General features: G+C 40.3%; 15 protein-coding genes. 14 read left to right on the plus strand and 1 reads right to left on the minus strand.

Going from position 1 to position 20942, the window contains the following annotated elements; genetic code table 11:
- Window positions 1–14 precede the first annotated feature (14 nt).
- The 14 genes from QFZ72_RS03780 to wecB all read left to right on the plus strand — a co-directional run bounded on the left by QFZ72_RS03780 (window position 15) and on the right by wecB (window position 19556).
- Complete coding sequence (locus QFZ72_RS03780; protein ID WP_307429578.1) at window positions 15–827, plus strand: hypothetical protein; 813 nt, start codon at window positions 15–17, stop codon at window positions 825–827.
- Between the two features lie 48 nt (window positions 828–875).
- Complete coding sequence (locus tag QFZ72_RS03785; protein WP_307429580.1) at window positions 876–3110, plus strand: SpoIID/LytB domain-containing protein; 2235 nt, start codon at window positions 876–878, stop codon at window positions 3108–3110.
- 391 nt (window positions 3111–3501) lie between these two features.
- The gene (gene galU / locus QFZ72_RS03790; RefSeq protein WP_307429582.1) at window positions 3502–4380 is read left to right on the plus strand and encodes a UTP--glucose-1-phosphate uridylyltransferase GalU; all 879 of its coding nucleotides are present in this window, start codon (window positions 3502–3504) and stop codon (window positions 4378–4380) included.
- Window positions 4381–4402: 22 nt separating this feature from the next.
- A complete protein-coding gene (locus tag QFZ72_RS03795) occupies window positions 4403–5713 on the plus strand; it encodes a UDP-glucose dehydrogenase family protein (protein ID WP_307429585.1) in 1311 nt (436 codons plus the stop codon).
- A gap of 316 nt (window positions 5714–6029) precedes the next feature.
- Complete coding sequence (locus QFZ72_RS03800) at window positions 6030–7739, plus strand: N-acetylmuramoyl-L-alanine amidase (RefSeq protein ID WP_307429588.1); 1710 nt, start codon at window positions 6030–6032, stop codon at window positions 7737–7739.
- A 183-nt stretch (window positions 7740–7922) separates the two neighbouring features.
- Complete coding sequence (locus QFZ72_RS03805) at window positions 7923–8930, plus strand: methyltransferase domain-containing protein (protein ID WP_307429591.1); 1008 nt, start codon at window positions 7923–7925, stop codon at window positions 8928–8930.
- Window positions 8930–11140, plus strand: a complete 2211-nt coding sequence (locus QFZ72_RS03810) for a glycosyltransferase family 2 protein (RefSeq protein ID WP_307429594.1) — start codon at window positions 8930–8932, stop codon at window positions 11138–11140. The genes QFZ72_RS03805 and QFZ72_RS03810 overlap by 1 nt, the downstream gene beginning before the upstream one ends.
- Window positions 11100–11576, plus strand: coding sequence for a hypothetical protein (locus QFZ72_RS03815; protein ID WP_307429597.1), 477 nt, complete (start codon window positions 11100–11102; stop codon window positions 11574–11576). Before QFZ72_RS03810 ends, QFZ72_RS03815 begins: the two co-directional genes overlap by 41 nt.
- A gap of 44 nt (window positions 11577–11620) precedes the next feature.
- A complete protein-coding gene (locus QFZ72_RS03820; protein WP_307429601.1) occupies window positions 11621–13261 on the plus strand; it encodes a glycosyltransferase family 4 protein in 1641 nt (546 codons plus the stop codon).
- Window positions 13262–13344: 83 nt separating this feature from the next.
- Window positions 13345–14604, plus strand: coding sequence for a nucleotide sugar dehydrogenase (locus tag QFZ72_RS03825; RefSeq protein ID WP_307429604.1), 1260 nt, complete (start codon window positions 13345–13347; stop codon window positions 14602–14604).
- Window positions 14605–15531: 927 nt separating this feature from the next.
- Window positions 15532–16311, plus strand: coding sequence for an ABC transporter permease (locus QFZ72_RS03830; RefSeq protein ID WP_307429607.1), 780 nt, complete (start codon window positions 15532–15534; stop codon window positions 16309–16311).
- The gene (locus QFZ72_RS03835; RefSeq protein ID WP_307429610.1) at window positions 16312–17046 is read left to right on the plus strand and encodes an ABC transporter ATP-binding protein; all 735 of its coding nucleotides are present in this window, start codon (window positions 16312–16314) and stop codon (window positions 17044–17046) included.
- Window positions 17043–18260: a glycosyltransferase gene (locus QFZ72_RS03840; protein ID WP_307429613.1), complete on the plus strand. Its 1218-nt coding sequence runs from the start codon at window positions 17043–17045 to the stop codon at window positions 18258–18260. The genes QFZ72_RS03835 and QFZ72_RS03840 overlap by 4 nt, the downstream gene beginning before the upstream one ends.
- A gap of 150 nt (window positions 18261–18410) precedes the next feature.
- Entirely contained in the window at window positions 18411–19556 is a 1146-nt protein-coding gene (gene wecB / locus QFZ72_RS03845) for a non-hydrolyzing UDP-N-acetylglucosamine 2-epimerase (protein ID WP_307429616.1), read from the plus strand.
- A gap of 28 nt (window positions 19557–19584) precedes the next feature.
- Here the strand turns inward: wecB and QFZ72_RS03850 are convergent, their stop codons facing one another.
- Window positions 19585–20817 carry a glycosyltransferase family 4 protein gene (locus tag QFZ72_RS03850; RefSeq protein ID WP_307429619.1) on the minus strand — a complete coding sequence of 411 codons (1233 nt, stop codon included), beginning with the start codon at window positions 20815–20817 and terminating at the stop codon, window positions 19585–19587.
- Between the last annotated feature and the right edge of the window lie 125 nt (window positions 20818–20942).

The following is a 20942-nucleotide window of genomic DNA, read 5'->3' on the forward strand; positions in this document are numbered from 1 at the left end:
TAAGGATGATTAAAATGAAAAAAATGCTGTCTATTTTCTCTCTTATTCTCTTATTTTTAACAGGATGCGCAGCAAGTGAAGAAGAGGCAGGACAACAAGAGGAGCAGAAAGAGAAAAAAGCTTCAGTAACTGAGTCTATTGAAAAAGAAGAACCGGTTAATGAAGAGACAGATCAAACTCAAACACCGTCAAAAGAAGAACCTGATCAAGAACAGGCAGAAGAAAACGATCAGAATTCAGAAGGTGAAACGGAAGTGAGTTCAGAAGAAAATACGGAAAAGCCTAAAGAATCTCCAGAAAATACCGATAAAAAAATGGAGAGTGAACAAAGTACGGCAGGTCCATTTTTGGAATATCGTCCTGAGACGGGAGCAAAAAAACAATTTAAAGAAGGCGGTGTCGTTTTACTCACAGAAAATGTAGTGGCAGCTAATGAAGAGTTTGTTCAAATTGCCCTGACATTGGGTGACTCTACAACCACTCAAATTTTTAAATGGACAGGTTCCGAAATTACCCTCGTATATGAAGAGCGAGATCTTCAGGATCATTCTGTCAGTCTTCTGGATTCATTTAAGCCAAATATGAATGAAAAGCTGCTGGGCGATGGTGCGGATTGGAAACTGCTTGAAAAATCGGCTGCGGTTGAAACACCTTACGGAAAACAGAAAAATGTTTTCGTCATTCAGAAAATATCAAATGAAGTAGTAGACGAGGAAACCATTTTTACAAGATATTATGCTCCTAAACTCGGACTCGTAAAAGAAGATTTCGAACTTACCGGAGAAAATGGGTATAAGGGTGAGTCAAGTTTGTCTTCTGTGGAATAAACTGCTAATGCTAGAAGCTCTCAATCTATCATAGCGGAGGAAATACTTTTGAATAAAGCTTTTATGTCAATTGTTGCATTAACTCTATTCTTTTTGTTTGCGGAAGAAAATGCTTTTGCTGCTAATAGTAATCCTTCAGAAGTGTCTGTTAATCTCAAACACTATGTCGGCAATGCCAAGGAAGTGACGGTATTGGTTGAAGGTGAATACTATTTGTCTGGGGAAAATGATTTTAAGCTAAAAGAAGGCAATACCTATAAAGTGAAAAATGAAAATGGCGCATTGGCCTTGTATAATGGCAGCGTTAAGAAAAAGACTCTAAACAGTTCTGCAGTATTTATGCCTGCAAAATACGGTACAGAAAATTATATGAAGATCAATGGCCGTTCTTATTTAGGCACGATGAAATTCAAGGTTGAAAACAGTCAATATGTCCGTCCGGAAAATGAGCTGCCGCTTGAAGATTATTTAAAAGGGGTTGTACCGGGCGAAATGCCTGCAAGCTGGTCTGTTGAGGCATTAAAAGCTCAAACTGTAACAGCTAGAACGTACGCTTTAAAGAGAATAAACCAGACAATTGATGATACGGTGAGCTTTCAGAAATATGATGGGTATATCTGGTCATCATCCCTTTATAAGAATACAAATGAAGCGGTAAATCGCACAAAGGGCCAAGTTCTCGAAATAAATGGCATCCTGATTGACGCCCTTTACAGTTCAAGCAACGGCGGAAAAACGGAAAATAATGCAAATGTATGGACGGGCGGAACGCCATTGTCTTATTTCCCTGCAAAAAATGATCCTTATGATCCTAGATTCACCTGGACAATCAGTATGAATGAATCACAAATCGATCCGGCCCTTCTTGATTTAACGAAGCCGGCAGCTTGGTGGGGTACTCTTAAAGAAAAAGATGAGAAGTATTCAAACAACATCAAGACATGGCTTAAAACAGACAATAACTTTACAGGGAAAGACCTCAAAATTGTTAAAGTGACGAAGCTTGCGGTTTCTAACGAAAAAACAAGCGGAGATCGCCGTAAAACAGGGAACTACCGCATTGAGTTTTATGTTAAAAATGCAAATGGCACTTATCAGATGAAAGACGGCAAGATTGAAACAGTTGTAAAAGAAGGCACAAATGTGAACATTGCTACGCTTCGGTCTATGTTTGGAGCGGTAGAATTCAAAAGTCATTTAATCGATTCCCTGACGTTTGAAAAGGGTGTTTACACGTTTAATGGCCGAGGTTTTGGCCATGGAGTCGGAATGAGCCAGTACGGCGCAAAGGCAATGTCCGATCAAAAACAAAATTACATGGAAATCACCAATTTCTATTACCCTGGCACAAACTATGATAATTATATCGATCAAGTCGTAGAAGAAATTGAAGGCGAAGATCGCTATGAAACAAGTGCAGCTATTGCTGAGTTCGGCTGGTTATCTGCAAACACGGTCTTTATCGGAAGAGGAGACAACCCGGTAGATGCATTAACGGGCAGCGTCCTTGCAAAGAAATACAACGCACCACTGTTATTATCAAATCCTAATCAATTATCTGATTCAGTTAAACAAACATTAGCGAATCTGAATCCGGCAACCATCTATATTCTTGGCGGCAAATCAGCTATTTCGGATGCAGTTGAAGCCGAACTTAAGGCTATCGCTGCAAATGTACACCGCATCAGCGGTTCAGAACGGTATGATACGGCAGCTGCTGTGGCAAAACAAGTAGGGCACTCAGGCTCGATCTTTATCACATCTGACAGCAGTGACTCACCGGATGCATTATCGATTGCATCGTATGCAGCTGCTGAACAGATGCCGATTCTTTACACAAAAACTTCGGCTGTTCCAAAAGCAGTAACTGATTATATAAAAGGCAGCGGTGTACGCAAAGTAACGATTGTCGGCGGTGAGACAGCTGTCTCAGCAAGGGTTCAAGCACAGCTTGAGGCTTTAGTGGGTGCAGGAAATGTTGATCGCGTTTACGGGAAAAACCGCTACGAAACCAGCGTAAATATCGTGAAAAAATACAATCTGGACACTCGCAAAGTCTTCTTTGCAAGAGGTACGGAATTTATTGACGCTCTTCCTGGGTCCGTACTCGCAGCGAACAATCGCGCACCAATTATTTTAGTAGAAAAAGATACAGTTCCGGTGCCTGTCGCAAGTTACATTTACGATCACATGACATTCATTCCGCATATTCATTACCTTGGCGGAAAAGGAGCCATCTCTGAGCAAACGCGCAGCAGTCTGAAAAACTGGTTTCTTCAATAGAAGTTATTAATAGAAACTGACCCTAAAATCGTTGAAAAACGTATTAGAGTCAGTTTTTTTATTCTTTCAGAATGATGCCATTTTTAACAATGAGTGCGGACCACTAGGAAAGATGCGTAGATCCATGGCTTGAGGCCCACCTCAAATCCAGCTTACTATCTTAAAAGGTCATCTAACTGTCTGGAAGTGGGGTCTTACTATCGGAAAGGCCAATCTCACTATCCGAAACAAACCCGGACTTTTCTGCCGGCTCCTTTTCTGCCTGTCGGAGCTGAACAAGGCGGTTCCGCTTTTCGTGTTTACCAAACATTTATAAAACGTTAAAGGAATAGACTGTATAGATGTTGTAATATAAGGAGAGAGACTTTTGACATAATCAGGGGGTAGACACATGCATGTAAAAAAAGCGATCATACCGGCTGCGGGTTTAGGAACAAGGTTTTTGCCTGCTACGAAGGCCCAGCCTAAAGAAATGCTGCCTATAGTTGATAAACCTACCATTCAATACATCATAGAAGAAGCGGTTGCTTCTGGAATTGAGGATATCTTAATCGTTTCCGGACGAGGAAAACGGGCGATTGAAGATCATTTTGATAAATCCTATGAGCTTGAAGAGACGCTTATTAAAAAAGAGAAATGGGATTTGCTCAGCAAGGTCCAGGGCATTTCAGAGCTTGCCAATATTCATTACATCCGTCAAAAAGAGCCTCTTGGTCTTGGGCATGCCATTTATTGCGCCAGAAGATTCATCGGAAATGAACCTTTCGCTGTTATGCTCGGAGACGACATTGTTCAATCCGATGTTCCTTGCTTAAAGCAATTAATTGATGTTTATGATCGATTTCAAAGCACGGTAATCGGAGTGCAGGATGTGAAGCCCGAAGATGTATCGAAGTATGGAATTGTAAGCTACGATCAACAAGAAAAAAAGGCTGACAATGTTTATAAAGTGAAAGATTTAGTAGAAAAACCAAAGCGGGAAGATGCCCCGTCTAATACAGCTATTTTAGGACGATATATCTTGCGTCCGGAAATTTTTGATATTCTCTCAAAGCTTAAACCTGGTTCAGGCGGAGAAATTCAATTAACAGATGCTTTAAAAGAGCTTGCCCATAAAGAAGAAGTGACGGCTTATCATTTCATCGGCAAAAGATATGATGTCGGAGACAAGCTGGGCTTTATTCAGGCAACAATCGATTTTGCCATGGATAACGATGAGCTGAGAGAAGATATTCTGCAGTACATAAAAAACAAAGTTGTAAAAAGATAGAGAGAGGTCAGGGGATTATGCAGTGAGAATATCAGTTGCTGGAACTGGATACGTCGGGCTGGTCACGGGGGTATGCTTAGCTGAGATCGGCCACAAAGTAACATGTGTGGATATCGATAGAAAGAAAGTTGCACTGCTGAATGATGGAGTGTCTCCTATTTATGAACCGGGTCTAGAGGAATTAATGAAGAAAAACGTTCAATCTGGAAGGTTGGCTTTTACAGCAGATACCAGGACAGCGTATGGGGAGAGCGAAATCATCTTCATCGCTGTCGGCACGCCTGAGAATGAGGATGGTTCTGCTAATTTGACTTATGTTGAAGCGGCTGCTGTTCAAATCGCTGAACAGATTCAAAACGATGTGATTATCGTCGTTAAGAGCACCGTTCCCGTCGGCACGAATGAACATATTCTTGAGATCGTTAATCAGCATAAGCCGCCATCCATCCATACAGAAGTCGCTTCTAATCCTGAATTTCTCAGAGAAGGCTCCGCGATCCATGATACTTTTCACGGAGATCGCATCGTCATTGGATCACGCTCGTTTTTTGCCGGGGATACGCTTGAAGAAATCTATAAACCGCTTGGTATTCCTGTAGTACGGACGGATATAAGAAGCGCTGAAATGATTAAATATGCTGCGAATGCGTTTTTGGCAACAAAAATCAGCTTTATCAATGAAATTGCCAACATCTGCGAAAAATTAGGTGCGGACATTGAAGATGTGGCGGAAGGCATTGGCAAAGACTCAAGAATTGGACAGCAATTTTTAAAAGCCGGAATCGGATATGGCGGTTCCTGTTTTCCAAAAGATACGAAAGCGCTCGTCCAGTTAGCGGGCAACGTGCAGCATAAGTTTGATCTGCTGAATTCAGTCATTACCGTAAATAATCGCCAGCCGTTAAAATTAATCGAGTCTGCCAAAAAGTATTTGGGTTCTCTTGAAGGTAAAAAAATCGCTCTTCTCGGTTTAGCCTTCAAACCTAATACAGATGATGTCAGAGAAGCTGCTTCGCTTGTGATTGCGAAGGAGTTGGTTAAGGAAGGTGCGGTAGTTACAGGGTATGATCCGATTGCTCTGAATGAAGCTCGGAAGGTTTTAAAGGAATCGATCACATACAGTGACAATATTGCTGAAGCAATCACGGATGCGGACGCTGCTTTTATTGTGACCGAGTGGGATGAAGTTCGCACGTTTCCTATGAACATCTATCAGGAAAAAATGAACACCCCAATCTTGATTGATGGAAGAAACATCTATCCGCTGAGAGATATTCCTGAATGGATGACCTATGTATCCGTCGGACGCAAAGAGATGATCAAAACGAACTAATGAGGGCTGTTCTTAAGTGGTGCATACACTTGAGGACGGTTTTTTTTCTGTTTTTTGTCCCAAACTTCCGGATATTGTCCAAAATCGGAAAAATACTTGCCGGAATGGCTTTTTTACTTGCTGTACGAAATGAAATACTGGCCGATTGCATCACTTTACTTTCTTTTTTCCAACTATCTTCAAATTAACATCCATACATTTTTTTCTAAATAACCCTAAAGATTTCCCGGATTCACTCGATATATAAGCTGAGCAGGCTGTGCGGAAAGTCCCGGGCAGTTTGCCAGTTTACAAACATCCGGGAGGAAATGATTGAATGAAAAAGCTTTTAACCAGTGTGATTGCCGTTTTTTTACTTGCCGCAGGAATGATTGAATTTTGGACGCCTCAAAAAGCAGAAGCCTCAACTGTTCACTTTACATACTATGCGAAAAATGAGTTTGAAGCTCGGTCCGGCCCTGGAGACCGCTTCCCAAAAGCAGGAAGAGTCGAATTTCAAACAGCCTTTAAAGTGAAAAAAGGCGGAATCAAAGGCGGTTGGGCGGAAGTTCAGCTCGGCGGAAAAAACATGTATGCTAAGGCTGCAGACATTACGAACAAAAAGCCTTCAAAGCCGGTATACTTTCATTATTACACGAAAGAACCTGTGAGTTTTTACGCGGGGAGAGGGACCCAGACGAAAAGATACGGTTCTATAGCAGAGGATGCAGCCATTGAGGTTGCAAAAGGAACGGTTTTAAACGGATGGGCAGAAATCAATCATAAAGGAACAAAGTATTATGCTGATTACTCTAAACTAACAGCCGTTTCACCTGTTTATTTCACATATTATGCAAATAAAGATTTCACTTTATTCAATGAAAGAAGTAAGGCAACGCCGAAATTAAACGTTCCTGCTGGTGCTGTTGCACTTGTCAAAAAAGGAAGCGTGAAAAACGGCTGGAGCAGAATCGAATACAAAGGAATAAAAGGGTATGCGCCATACAGCAGCATTTCAAAAAAACTCGTCGATTTTACATATTACGCAAATAAAAACACTAAAATTTATAGTTCAAAAAGCACAAATGCCTCCATACTTGCTTCTCTAGCGACAAATGATCAAATAAAAGTAAGGCAGGGCGGAATTTCAAATGGATGGGCAGAAGTAACTTCCAACAATAAAACCGGATATATTTTATCTTCTGATATCGTGAATAAACCGGTTGTTGTTGAAATCGCACCAAGTAACCTAACGTATTACGTGCGCGAGAACTTAAGTCTTCGCTCCCAAAAAAGCACAAGTTCATCGATCATTCTTACAATTCCAAAAGGAAAAGAAGTAGAAGTGCTAAAACCTGCGGAACTTAAGGATGATTGGGTTTCTGTTAAATACAGCGGAAAAACGGGATATGTTTCAACCCGTTATTTAACGCTCGAGCCAATAGCTAAAGAAACAGAGCTAAACAAAGTGATTGTCATCGATCCCGGTCACGGAGGAAAAGATCCGGGAGCTATCGGAAATGGCCTGCAGGAAAAAGATGTTACCCTAGCAGTCGGAAAGTTGACAACGGATAAGCTTAAAAAACTGGGCTACGACGTTCATATGACCCGAACAGATGACACTTATCTTTCTTTAAATGAGCGCACCGATTTCTCATACAGCAAGAATGCCGGCGTTTTTGTCAGCATTCATATGAATTCAAGCACAGCTCCCACGGCCAATGGAACGGAAACCTTTGCAACAGACGGCAGCGCAAGCTTTAGCGCGGCATCCATGACGGATAAAGAAAAAGCAGACAGTGCAAAGCTTGCAGCCTTTATTCAGTCAAGATTAGTTAATGCGTTAGATACGACCAATCGTGGTATAAAAGAAGAAGCTTTTTATGTCATTGATAAAAATTATACGAGATCTGTCCTGATTGAAATGGGCTTCATTTCGAATAAAAATGATGCATCTATCTTTAAAACAAACGATGGGAAGCATGGAGCAGCAGAAGCGATTGCACAGGGAATTAACGACTTCTATCAATGGAAGAAAAATAACTAATACCATAAGCCTGCAATCTTCGTTTTTGATTGCGGGCTTTTTTTATGGTTGTTAACGAAAGACAATTTTCGATATAATAAGTAGGGCCTTACAGAATACATAGAATAATTCTGCAAAAACTACAATCAAAGAGAATAGAAATTACGTCATTGCCATTTCACATAGCTAATTGGAGGAGTTTCTTTGAGTAAACTTATTATAGATCGTGTTAATGAAGCATATTATGGAGCTTTAGGAACAGATTTCAGCAAGAAAACAAGAGAGCGCATAAATTGGATTGTTACACATGTCTTCGGCAGCAAAGTGCTTGATATTGGTTGCTCACAGGGTATAAATGCCATCCTATTAGGTCGGGAAGGCAAAAAAGTAGATGGAATCGATATCTCACATGAGTCAGTAGAATATGCAAAAACAGAGCTTGGTAAAGAACATCCGTCAGTACAGGCATCCGTTTCATTTAAAGTTTCTAATTTTATGACAGATCAGGACATAGACACGAATTACGATACGATTTTACTTACTGAAGTTCTTGAACATATCAGTGACCCTGATTCTTTTTTGAGGAAAACGGTGTCGCATTTAAAGCCGGGCGGAAGATTAATCGTAACCGTTCCTTTTGGCATTAATGATTTCATAGATCATAAACGTACTTATTATTACTCATTATTAGCTGAACAATTAGGTGCTCATTTTAAAATTGAATCCTTTGAGTATTTGGGCAGGTGGACAGGTGTAATTTGCACAGCTGTTCAAGAAAATAATCAATCTTTTTATACAGCAGAATACACGAAGCAATTAGAGCAGGGATTTTATTGGCTGGAAAGAGATTATATGCAGCGCGTCGGAACGCTTGCTGGTCAAGCTGCGATAAATGAAAAAGAACTAAAAGAATTACAAAACGTGAAAAAATCATCTGAAAAAATAGAAGTGTTATACGAAGAGCTAAATAGGCAAATCGATGAAAAGGATGAATACATCCGTCAGCTGCAAATTGAAACGGTCGAGGTGCTTAACCGTGAAGAAGAAGCATTGAAAGCTGCACTCGCCTATTCAAACAAAATTGAAGATCTGAACAGAAAAGTAACGAATCTGGAGCATCGCTATAATGTTCTGAGAAAATCCCGATTTGGCAGAGTTCAATTAAAGTATTGGGAATTAAAGAAAAAAATAGCCGGAAGAGGTAAGAAATAATGCTTAAAGTGGAAATACTCAAACGTTTAGAGAAAGTCCGACTAACACGAGCTATGAAAATGGGGTATGACATTGAAAAGGAACATGTCCGAAAGAATGACAAGCCTCTTTATGACAAAGGAATCAGCATTATTTTGCCTACCTACAAAGGTGAAAATGTCATTGTTAAATGCTTAAAATCCCTGGCTGATCAGACCCTTGATGCTTCATTATTTGAAGTCATTGTTGTTATCAACGGAGAAAAAGACCGCTCGGAAGACCTGATCAATCAGCTGATTTCTGAAAGAAACCTGACAAACATCCGTGTCATTACAATGGATGAAGCAGGAGCATCAATCGCACGAAACAAAGGAATTTCACTTGCTTCACGTGAATACTGCACATTTCTTGATGATGACGATTATCTGTCAGAGAATTTTCTAGAAGAAATGTACAAGCAGGCAAAGCCGAATTCCGTGGTGATTTCTCAAATTTTTAACGTTGAGCCAGACGGGAATATACAATCTTCCAATCCAATTAATCGTCAGATTTTAAAATCCGTTATCAGCAAGCAAAGTCCTTACATGAAGCTTCATACAGTTTTAACCATCAACGCATGTAAGCTGATTCCGACTTTATATGTGCAAAAGTACAAGTTTGATGAGAGTCTGCAAAGCGGCGAAGACGTTGTCTTCTTCTCTGAGCTGCTTATTAAAAATGACTTGGAATTTGTTGTAGCGCCAATAACCAAAAAGGCAGTCTATTACAGAACGCTTAGAGAAAACTCTATCTCCAGACAAGCTATGACGTTTGACTTTAATGTGAGACAGCGTGCAGATGTTATTGCGAAACTGAATGAACTTCTGCAGATTCCTGATCTTTTGCATGGAAAACGCGATTTCGTTGAGCGTAAAATAAACGCACAAAGTTCGTTCATTGTAAAATACTATGAACAGCATAAGGATGAATACGACCGGATTACTGAAGAAGTTTCATCCAAAAGACTGACTTACTTCCCGTATCATCTGCTTAACAAGGACAAGGTAGAACAATTGGTCGTTTCTTATTGCTTCCCGCCTTATAACGACACAGCCGGAAACGTTATGGCGAAACGTATGAGGGAAGCAGGCAAGGTATCAGATGTTATCTATAATACGATGGACAAAGTCCGCACAAGAAATACATCATTGAACCAAATGGTGGATGATTTAATTCATACAAGGCTTCCAATCAATTCACCTTCAAGCTTTTCTCACTGGGCCCATATAAAAACGTTTGTAGACATGGGCATGAAAGGCGCAAACGAATTGGTTGAGAAAAATGGTGTTCATAAGCAGGTGTTCAGCCGTGCAATGTGGGCTGCCTCCCACTTTTTAGCGTATGAATACAAAAAGAAATATCCGCAAACGAAGTGGATTGCTGAGTTTTCAGATCCTTTGATCTATGACATTGAAGCGAAGAAACGCCTTGTTGATATCACAGATCAGGGGTATCTAAAACAGCTGGAAGCAGATGTAAAAAAAGCTGGATACCCTTCACCAAACGACAGCAGTTTGTTCGTATGGTGTGAATACCTTCCGTATATCTTTGCGGATGAATTAATTTTCACCAACAAAAATCAGTATCAATATATGATGGACATGTTCCCGATTGAGGAAATCAAGCCAATCATCAAGCAAAAAGCGGTCATAGAGCCGCATCCGACACTGCCTGAACGTTATTATCATATGGAGGAGTTTAATTATCCTCTGCTTTCTGATGACCATGTAAATGTTGCCTACTTCGGTAATTTTTACAGCAAGAGAAACTTGAACGATCTGTTCTCAGGGTTAAAAGAAGCGAATGAGGATACACAGCGCAAGGTGCTTATCCATGTATTTACCGCTAAGCCGACAGAACTAGAGGATCAGCTGAAAAATGATCCGCTTGAAGATTCCATTATTGTCAATGGCTTTGTCGACTTCTATACGTTCCTGAACCTATGCACAAAATTTGACTGTTTAGTTGTTAATGACTCAACTACGAAAGACAACAAGCCTATAAATCCTTACCTGCCTTCAAAACTTAGTGATTATAAAGGCAGCGGCACTGATATTTGGGGTGTGTATGAAGAAGGAAGTATTTTAGGCCAAAGTGACGGCATTACCTACTTATCACCTCTTGACGATGCAAAAGCAGCTGCAGGCGTTTTTGAAAAAATGGTTTCAAAAAAATATCCCAGGCGTCCCTGACAATGAAGTCAGCAAAATTGCGCCTAAGACCGGGGTTGTTTTTGAAAGGAGCTGGATGAAAACGATGGAGACAGCAGATCATCAGATGACAGGTACAGATAAAGACGAATGTGAACGATTAAGCCAATTAGCGGACCGTCTGATTCAAGATAAGAAGGAAATGGAAAAGGAATTCAAGGAAATTCTGGCAGCAATTGCCGATGACATTGAATCCCGTGAAAATCTGGGTCAGCTCATCAGTAAACAGGAAGCTGCAAGTTTAACGGCAGCTGGTATATCCATTGAAACGATTTCAGCAGGTCAGGAAGAGCAGAAAAAGCTTTTAGAACAAAAAGACCGGACAATAAATGAGCTCAGAACGAAATTGACAAGACTGCAAAATTCCAAACTTGGAAAATTACAAATGAAATATTGGGAACTGAAACGCAGAAGATAGAGGTAAGTCTCAAATTTTTTATTTGAGGACGGGAGGGGACAGTCTTGATAACAAAAGAGCCGGTTAAAACGGATTCCTTTTTTGATAAATGGCCCAAAAAAACAGCGTCAAGCTTTGATGTACAGATAGAGGGCAGTGACCGTCTTGATATTAAGATCACTCAGCTTAATAAAGAAGCCAATCCGATCATCCTTTACTACGATAAAAGTAATAAAGTTGACCGCAGCTTGAACGCTGATTATACGTATAATGCTAAAATTGACGGAAAAACGTACAGCGGCGTTCAGGTACAGCAGGTTATCGTCGGTTATGACAAAGATAACAATAAGGTGTATGTTCAGTACAATCCATTAGGCAGTGAAATGAACCTGAGCTTTCCGAAAAATGTAGTCAGCTATTCATTGGGGCTTAGGCTTTCAGGTACCGGAGAAGCGGTAATTACGGATTATTCTGTTTCTGCCTACAATGTTTCGACTGAAGAAAGCCAAAAGGAATTGTTTTTGAGATATCCTGAGGTGGATTACCTGATTGTGACAAATGTTTATCCTGAAAAGAACACGTATTACCAAAACATGTTCGTGCATAAACGGGTGCTTGCGTATAAAGAAAACGGAATTAATGCAGCCATATACCGGCTGAATACGTCACCTGCAAGCATTGCTCATTATGTATATGATGGTGTACCTGTCTTTATAGGCGGGGAAGAAGCGCTTACGAACCTTTTAAATGCAAAGCCCTACAAGAAAGTATTATTTCACTTCATAAATGAAAGAATGTACAGAGCTGTCAGAAAGTCAAAAGCCCGTTATACTCCGAAGCTTATCTGGGTTCACGGGTTCGAAACGACGAAATGGTACCGCCGCTGGTTTAATTTCTACCAAAGCACCAAAGAAATACGCAAAAGCCTTGAGTATGCGAAAAGGAACCAGGAGCAGCTTGACTTTATGGCGGATCTTTATACGACAAATGATGACGATATTAAATTCATCTTCGTCTCAAAATGGTACAAAGAAAATGTTGCTGAAAAAGATACAAATACGCTCATTAAAAACTACAGCATCATCCACAATGCAATTGATGATGAATTGTTTAATTATGTAGAGAAATCGGAAGAGCAAAGAACACGGATTTTAACCATCAGGCCGTTTGCTTCAAGGACGTATGCGAATGATTTGACCGTAAAAGCCATTCTTGTGTTAAAAGACAAGCCGTTTTTTAATGATCTGACCTTTGACATCTACGGGCAGGGACCGTTATTTAATGAAGTGGTAGAGCCAATCAGAGACATCCCAAATGTTCATCTTCATAACTATTTCTTATCTCAGCAGGAAATAGCTGAACAGCATAAGTCACATGGCATCTTTTTGAGCCCGTCCAGAATGGATTCTCAAGGTGTTTCCCTTGGAGAGGCGATGTCGAGCGGGTTGGTGCCTGTAACATCCGGTGTATATGCCATTCCTGAATTCATAGATGATTCTTGCGGATTTTTAGCTGAAGGCGAGGACTATATGGGTCTTGCCGAAGCCATTGAATACCTTTATTATCATCCGAAAGCCTTTTTGCAAAAATCCGAAGAAGCTTCACATATCGTCAGGTATCAATGCGGAAAAAACAAAATGATTCAGGCAGAACTTAATGAAATAACAGAAACAAAAAATGAGAAAGTTCTCTTCGAGCAGCGGTAACTCAAATCATTGACATGCTGTTTTCAAAGCTGTACTGTTGTATGAGAGAAATTTTTTGAACAACCAACTGGAGGAGAATTCACATGAAGATCGCAACACTTGGTCTTGGTTATATTGGACTGCCAACTTCTATAATGTTTGCAAAGCATGGCGTAAGCGTGCTTGGTGTAGATGTTCAGCAGCAAGTAGTTGATTCATTAAACCAGGGCAAAATTCATATCGAAGAGCCTGGTCTGCAGGATGCATTAGAAGAGGTTATGGCATCTGGCAAATTCAAGGCAGCTACGAAACCTGAAAAAGCAGATGTATTCATTATTGCTGTTCCAACTCCAAATAAAGATGATCAATATAAATCTGTAGATTTAAAATATGTTTTAAGTGCTGTTGAAATGATGATTCCTTATTTGGAAAAAAACAACACGGTTATTGTTGAATCAACAATCGCTCCGCGTACAACGGACGATCATGTAAAACCGTTGCTTGAAAAACACGGCTTTACTATCGGGGAAGATATCTTCTTAGTACATTGCCCAGAGCGCGTGCTTCCTGGACAAATTATGCACGAATTAATTCACAATAACCGCATCATCGGCGGTGTGACAGAAGCTTGTAAAAAAGCCGGAGCAAAAGTATACAGCACTTTTGTTGAAGGCGAGCTTATTTTAACAGATGCTAAAACAGCGGAAATGTCCAAGCTTATGGAAAATACATTCCGTGACGTAAACATTTCACTAGCAAATGAGCTTGTAAAAATCTGTACCGAGCTAGATATCAATGCACTTGATGTAATCGAAATGGCCAACAAGCATCCGCGTGTAAACCTTCATCACCCTGGACCGGGCGTTGGCGGACATTGCTTAGCTGTTGATCCGTATTTCATCGTTGCTGAAGCTCCTGAACAGGCGAAGCTTATCTATCAGGCACGTGATATCAACGTTTCGATGCCTTCATTTGTTGTAGAAAACGTATCTAAAATGCTTGGCGGCTTAGATGATAAAAAAATCACTGTATTCGGTCTGACATACAAAGGAAACGTAGACGATATTCGTGAAAGTCCTGCAATGGATATCTACCAGCAGTTAAAAATGGCTGGTGCGAACGAAGTGATCGCTTACGACCCGCATGTTCAAAAAGACTGGGTAGAAAAAGACCTTAAAGCAGCAGTTAACCATTCTGATCTTGTTTTAGTTCTGACAGATCACAACGAATTCAAATCAGTCGATGCAGCTGACTTTGCAGGCATGAAAACAAAGAGAATTTTTGACACGAAAAACATTGTAAAAGAGTGCCCGGAAGAGATCGCTTATATCAACTTCGGAAACCTTTATAAATTTGTAAAGTAAGTCAAACTTGAATCAACAATGGACCATATTCGTTTATGGTCTTTTTTTATTCTGCCGTAAGGTTTTGGGCTGCGAAATTTAGGGGATGCTTTGCTGGTCTTGGTGTTGCGCTAGAAAAGACACTTTAAGCCTGTTAAGGAACTTACTGTGGTTACCGGATTTTGTAGTTTGAGCAGTTACGGGGTAACATCCGGCTCCTATGGTTACTCTAGTTTGGGTTTTGAACGGTTAGGGGTAGCATAGCTCTCTATGGTTACCCGAATCTGGTTTTTGAGCAAATTTGGGGTATCATACGCTCTCTATGGTTACCCGAATCTGGTTTTTGAGTAACTTTGGGGTATCATAGGCTCTCTATGGTTACCCGAATCTGGTTTTTGAGCAGCTTTGGGGCATCATACGCTCTCTATGATTACCCGAATCTGGTTTTTGAGAGACTTTGGGGCATAATACGCTCTCTATAGTTACCCGAATCCGATTTTTGAGCAACTTTGGGGTATCATACGCTCTCTATGGTTACCCGAATCTGATTTTTGAGCTACTTTGGGGCATCATACGCTCTCTTGGTTACCCAATTCGGGGTTTTGAGCAACTTTGAGGCATCATACACCTTCAATAGCTACCCGAGTTTGGGTTTTGCGCAGTTATAGGATATTATACGCTCTCAATGGTTACCCAATTCGGGGTTTTGAGGAGTATTGGGTATCTCAAATGTTTACTCAATTTCAAATTTCAAACCTATTACAGGGTATCATCCAGAGCTTTTAGCGCACTATCGTACAAAATAATTTCCGCAGAGTACAGCCGGTTCCTATTCTGCGATTTCAATTCGTGTCAATCCTTTTACAATTTGGAGTAAAACTTGAAAGGTGATTTAAGTAAGTATATTATTATTAAGGTGCAACATTTTGCTAGTTAGGAGAACATCTTATGCTATTAGATACAATAAAAACCATAAAAAACAATAAAGATTTAATATATCACTTGACTACTTCAGACTTTAAAGCAAATAACTCAAGGACATATTTTGGTTTTCTATGGTGGATTCTGGATCCGATTTTTTATATGGCAATTTTCTACTTATTAGTCGTTGTCATACTAGATAGAGGCACGCCAGATTATCCAGTCGTCATTTTTACTGGTTTAATTCCTCTGAAATTTTTCACTGCTGCTCTAGTAGATGGAACGAATTCCATCTCATCCAAAGGGAATATTCTGCAGCAGGTGTATGTACCGAAAATTATTTTCATATTGGTTCGCTTGCTTGTTAACTGTATTAAATATTTGATAAGTGTAGTCGTTCTCTTTTTGTTTTTGGCTATTTACGGTATCGACTTTACGTGGAACGTGCTGTATTTCCCGCTCATCTTTGTCCTGAATGCATTTTGTTTATTGGGGCTTATGATTTTCTTGGCACATCTGGGCGTCTTTATCCGCGATGTGAAAAACATGATGCAGTACATTACAAGGACTATGATGTATCTGTCTCCTGTATTGTTTGAATTGAGCACCGTTCCTGAAAAATTAGTTCCGCTTCTTTATTTGAATCCTTTAACGACTTTTATAGAATCATATCGGGACATTCTGGTGTATGGAAAACCACCAGAGTTCATGCCGCTGGCTATCTTAACCATTCTTTCAATGGCCGTTTTATATTTAGGCATCCGCTTGCTGAACAAAAATGAAAAAGAATATGCTAAGGTGATTTAATTGAGTGAAAATATAATTGAAGTAAAAGATCTTTGGGTTTCGTACCCGGAGCATACAGAAAAACCATTAAAAAAACTAATCAGTGTTCATAAAAAAGAGGATCGATTCTGGGCGCTGAAAGGCTTGAACTTCGAAGTTAAAAAAGGCGAGGTTCTTGGCGTAATCGGCCGAAACGGTTCTGGTAAAAGTACGCTCTTAAAGCTGCTAAGCGGCCTGATTTCTCCCGATAAAGGCGAATTCAGCATCATGGACGAGGAGCATCCAGTTCTTCTTTCATTGGGAGCGGGATTTCAGCCTGAGCTGCCTGGGATTGAGAATATCTATCTGAATGGCCTCCTTTTAGGTCATAAAAAGAAAACGATTGATGAAAAAATCGATGATATTATTGAATTCTCCGAGCTTGGCGATTTTATCTATAAACCTGTTCGCACGTATTCTGCAGGAATGAAATCAAGACTCGCTTTTGCTACTGCTATTTCGCTTGATCCTGAGATTCTACTCATCGATGAAGTTTTAGGAGTAGGCGACACGGCTTTTCAGATGAAATGCCGTGAAGCGATTATGGAGAAAATCAAACAAGAAAGAACGGTTATTCTTGTTACCCACTCATCGAACTTAGTAAGAGCGATCTGTGACCGTGTTGTCTGGATTCATCTTGGCGAGCAAAAGGCAGTCGGTGAAACAGGTCCGATCGTTAAGGAATATGATGAATTTATGAAATTGGCAAGAAAATGAATATTCTCATGCTGCTGTATAAGGATATTCCTTATGATGCGAGAGTAAAAAGAGAGGCCTTGGCATTAGCTGATGCAGGACATGCCGTATACTTAGCCTGCGTCAGAGAATTCCAGGAGCCTGATCCTTTTTTACATAAAAACATACACTTGATTCGGATTGGCATTTCAGTTAAAAGCATGAAAGCTAGTATGTCTAAAGGGAATACCGGCGGTCAAACAAGACAGTCAGCAGTAAAAAAGCTGATTGTCCGCACTGCCAGACTGCCGATTGTCAAAATTCCTAAAGACTACCTGGCCTACTATGAATTTTATAAAAAGGTCAAAGCGAATTTAAAAGATGTCTCGATTGATGCCGTTCATTGTCATGATCTAAATACGCTGTGGCAGGGGCACATGCTCTCAAATGATTTCTCTGCAAAGCTAATCTATGATTCACATGAAATCTTCAACGAGATGGCCGGGCGTAACCAGCTCGACCGCATCGTAGGATATAGGATGGAAAAACGGCTTTTTCAAAAGATAGATTATTTTATTACTGTGAATCCTTATCTGAGAGATTATTTATTTGAAAAAAACGGTGAAAAACCATGTGTGCTCATTCAAAATATCCCTCTTTTTCACAAGGATATCCTGAATCAGGATAAGCAAATTGACTGGGATTATAGGTTTAAGGAAGAAGATACGATTCTGCTCTATCAAGGCGGATTTTCTCCGTACCGCGGACTCGAATTGATCATTGATGCGATGGCTAAGCTTCCTGAAACCTTTAAACTTGTGATGATTGGTTCGGGTATTTTGAAAGAAGAACTTGTTAGCCGTACTAATTCCCTTGGACTGTCAGACCGGGTCTTTTTTCACGATCAGGTATCTTCTGAGGATTTAATTCATTATACAGCGAAGGCTGACATCGGCCTTGTGATGTATGAGAAGGTTTCTAAAAACAATTATTATTCAACACCTAATAAAATTTTTGAATACCTTCAGGCAGGTGTTCCTGCTGTTTCTTCCAATCATCCCGGCAAGTCTGTCATTATTGACGAGTACAAAACCGGCGTGCTGGCAGAGGAAACTCCGGAAGGCATTGTAAATGGCATTATGGAGATTATGAATCAATATTCTTACTATCAGCAAAACTGCCTGCTTGCCAGAGAGGTTTTAACTTGGGATACGGAAAGTAAAAAGCTGATACAGATGTATGATAATTTATCGTAGTGGATGTGGGGTTATAGCACCACATCTTTTTTATAAATATTTAATTAAAATGAAATGAAATTCTAATAATAAAGAAAAATACTCTTTTTCAGGCACGTGATATAATGAGACTAGCTGCCTAAATTGGACTATAAAAGGAGTTTCGTATATATGGATCGCAAATTAAAAGTCATGACTATTTTCGGTACAAGACCTGAAGCCATTAAAATGGCACCGCTTGTGCTTGAACTTGAAAAGTATCCGGATGAAATTGATTCAATCGTTACTGTAACTGCCCAGCATCGTCAAATGCTTGATCAGGTATTGGAATTATTTGAAGTCACTCCAGATCATGATCTGAACATTATGAAGGACCGCCAGACGCTGACAGGTGTAACAACAAAGGCGCTCGAAGGCTTAGATGAAGTGATGAAGGAAGTTAAGCCTGATCTTGTACTGGTTCATGGCGATACAACGACAACGTTTGTTGCAAGCTTAGCTGCATTTTATAATCAAATTGCTGTTGGGCATGTAGAAGCAGGGCTCAGAACATGGAACAAATACTCTCCATTCCCTGAAGAGGTTAATCGTCAAATTACAGGTGTGATTGCAGATCTTCATTTTGCTCCAACGGACAAAGCGGAAGCCAATCTGCTTCAGGAAAATAAAAAAGGCGAGACGATTTACATAACAGGCAACACCGCGATTGATGCTTTAAAAACAACTGTTAAGGATTCCTATACACATGAGGTGCTTGAGAAGGTAGGATCTGACCGCATGATTCTATTAACCGCTCACCGCCGCGAGAACTTAGGGGAGCCAATGAGAAACATGTTCCGTGCGATTAAGCGCCTGATCACAGAGCATAATGATGTACAGGTTGTTTATCCTGTCCATTTAAATCCGGCTGTTCGCGAGGTAGCGGATGAAATCCTTGGCAATGATCCTAGAATTCATTTGATCGAACCGCTTGGCGTTTATGATTTCCATAACTTTGCTTCTAAAGCTCATATTATCCTGACAGATTCAGGCGGCGTACAGGAAGAAGCGCCATCTCTTGGAGTGCCTGTCCTTGTATTGCGGGACACAACAGAGCGCCCTGAAGGGATTGAAGCAGGAACATTGAAGCTAGCGGGTACAGATGAGGAAACGATCTATAAGCTTGCTTACGAGCTGCTTAACAATAAAGAACGCTATGAAGAGATGTCGAAAGCCTCTAATCCATATGGAGACGGAGAAGCTTCCAGACGTATCGCGGAAGCCATTCTGCACTATTTCAAAAAGCGTGATGAAAAGCCTGTACCTTTCCAAGTATAACGGCAAAAAAGACGACCTGATGCTGAAATCAGGTCGTCTTTTTTATGTGGTTGATGCTTTGAGATTCATTGCAGTAGTGCAGGGCTTGAGAAAGCTCTGCTGCCTGTGTTTCTCTATTAAAAGATTGAAGAAGATGGTGACGCAGGTTTTTCTTCATTTCTTTAAGTGTTTCTGGCTGACTTTGAGCGAGCTTGAGTGCACGGATAAAGTCTTCCGGATTCTCTGGTTCAAATGTGAAGCCGGCATGATTTTTCTCTATGATCTCTCTGGCTTCACCCTCAACACCGATCAGTACCGGCAGTGAAACCGCCATATAATCGAACACCTTGGATGGAATGGTGATTTCGAATAATGGGTGCTTTTTTAAACTGACAATGCCAAGATCAGCGCTGTCGTAGTAGGAAGCCAATTCTTCTTTTCTTTTGCTGTCCAGAAAGAGAACGTTGGTTAACTCATTTGCTTTCACTTGTTCCATTAAAGCTTCTTTTTCAACACCTTCACCAATGAACATAAAGCAGACAGAAGGGTCATCCTTCAGCTTTACCGCAGCTGTTATGATGGTCTGAAGACCTTGGGCTGCCCCAATATTGCCTGTATAAAGAACGAGGAATTTATCTTCGATCCCGTATTCTTTTTTCACATCGTTCCTTTTTATAACAGGTTTTAAGGTATTTGGATTCACTCCGTTTGGAATGACGATGATCTTATCTGCTGAAATACCCATGTCTATCAGACGGTCTTTGTAGCCGTGAGTGACGACAACAATCAGATCCGCTTTTTTATAAATGAAATTCTCAAGCTTTCTGGCGAGATTCAGTAATTTTTTGTTTTTAAATTGACCTAAAATTTCAGCGAAGTCTACCCATAAATCACGGACTTCAAAAACGAACTTTGTTCTATGAATGCGGCTCAGCACATACCCGGTAACCCCTTGAAAGAGCTGGGGGGAAGTTGCATAAACGATATCCGGTTTTTTAACGAACAAGCCGCTGAAGATGCTTGAGCACATGAATGACAAGTAGTTGGCTAAACGCCGGATTGAGCTTTTTTTAGTATCACGTATGCGAAAAGAGCGATAAACGGAAAGCTTGTTCACCTTCTCTTTGCTGTACAATTTAGAAGTTGACTCATGATTTGGAAAGGCCGTAAGCACATGCAGATCATGCCCTAAGTTTGTAAGATTCGTACTCATATCAAAGGCACGGCCTTGTGCTGCACCAATTTCAGGCGGAAAGTGCTGTGTTATATAAACGATTTTCATAGTGATCCCTTTCCATTAAAAATTAGGATATGTCAATATAATAGTGTAAAGTATAAATTGAAAAGTTACAACTTAGAGTTGAGAGAACATCAATGCGCTAAACGTTATACTCTGCTATAACTTTA

This window comes from Bacillus sp. V2I10, from assembly GCF_030817055.1.
Taxonomy (GTDB): Bacteria; Bacillota; Bacilli; order Bacillales; family Bacillaceae; genus Bacillus_P.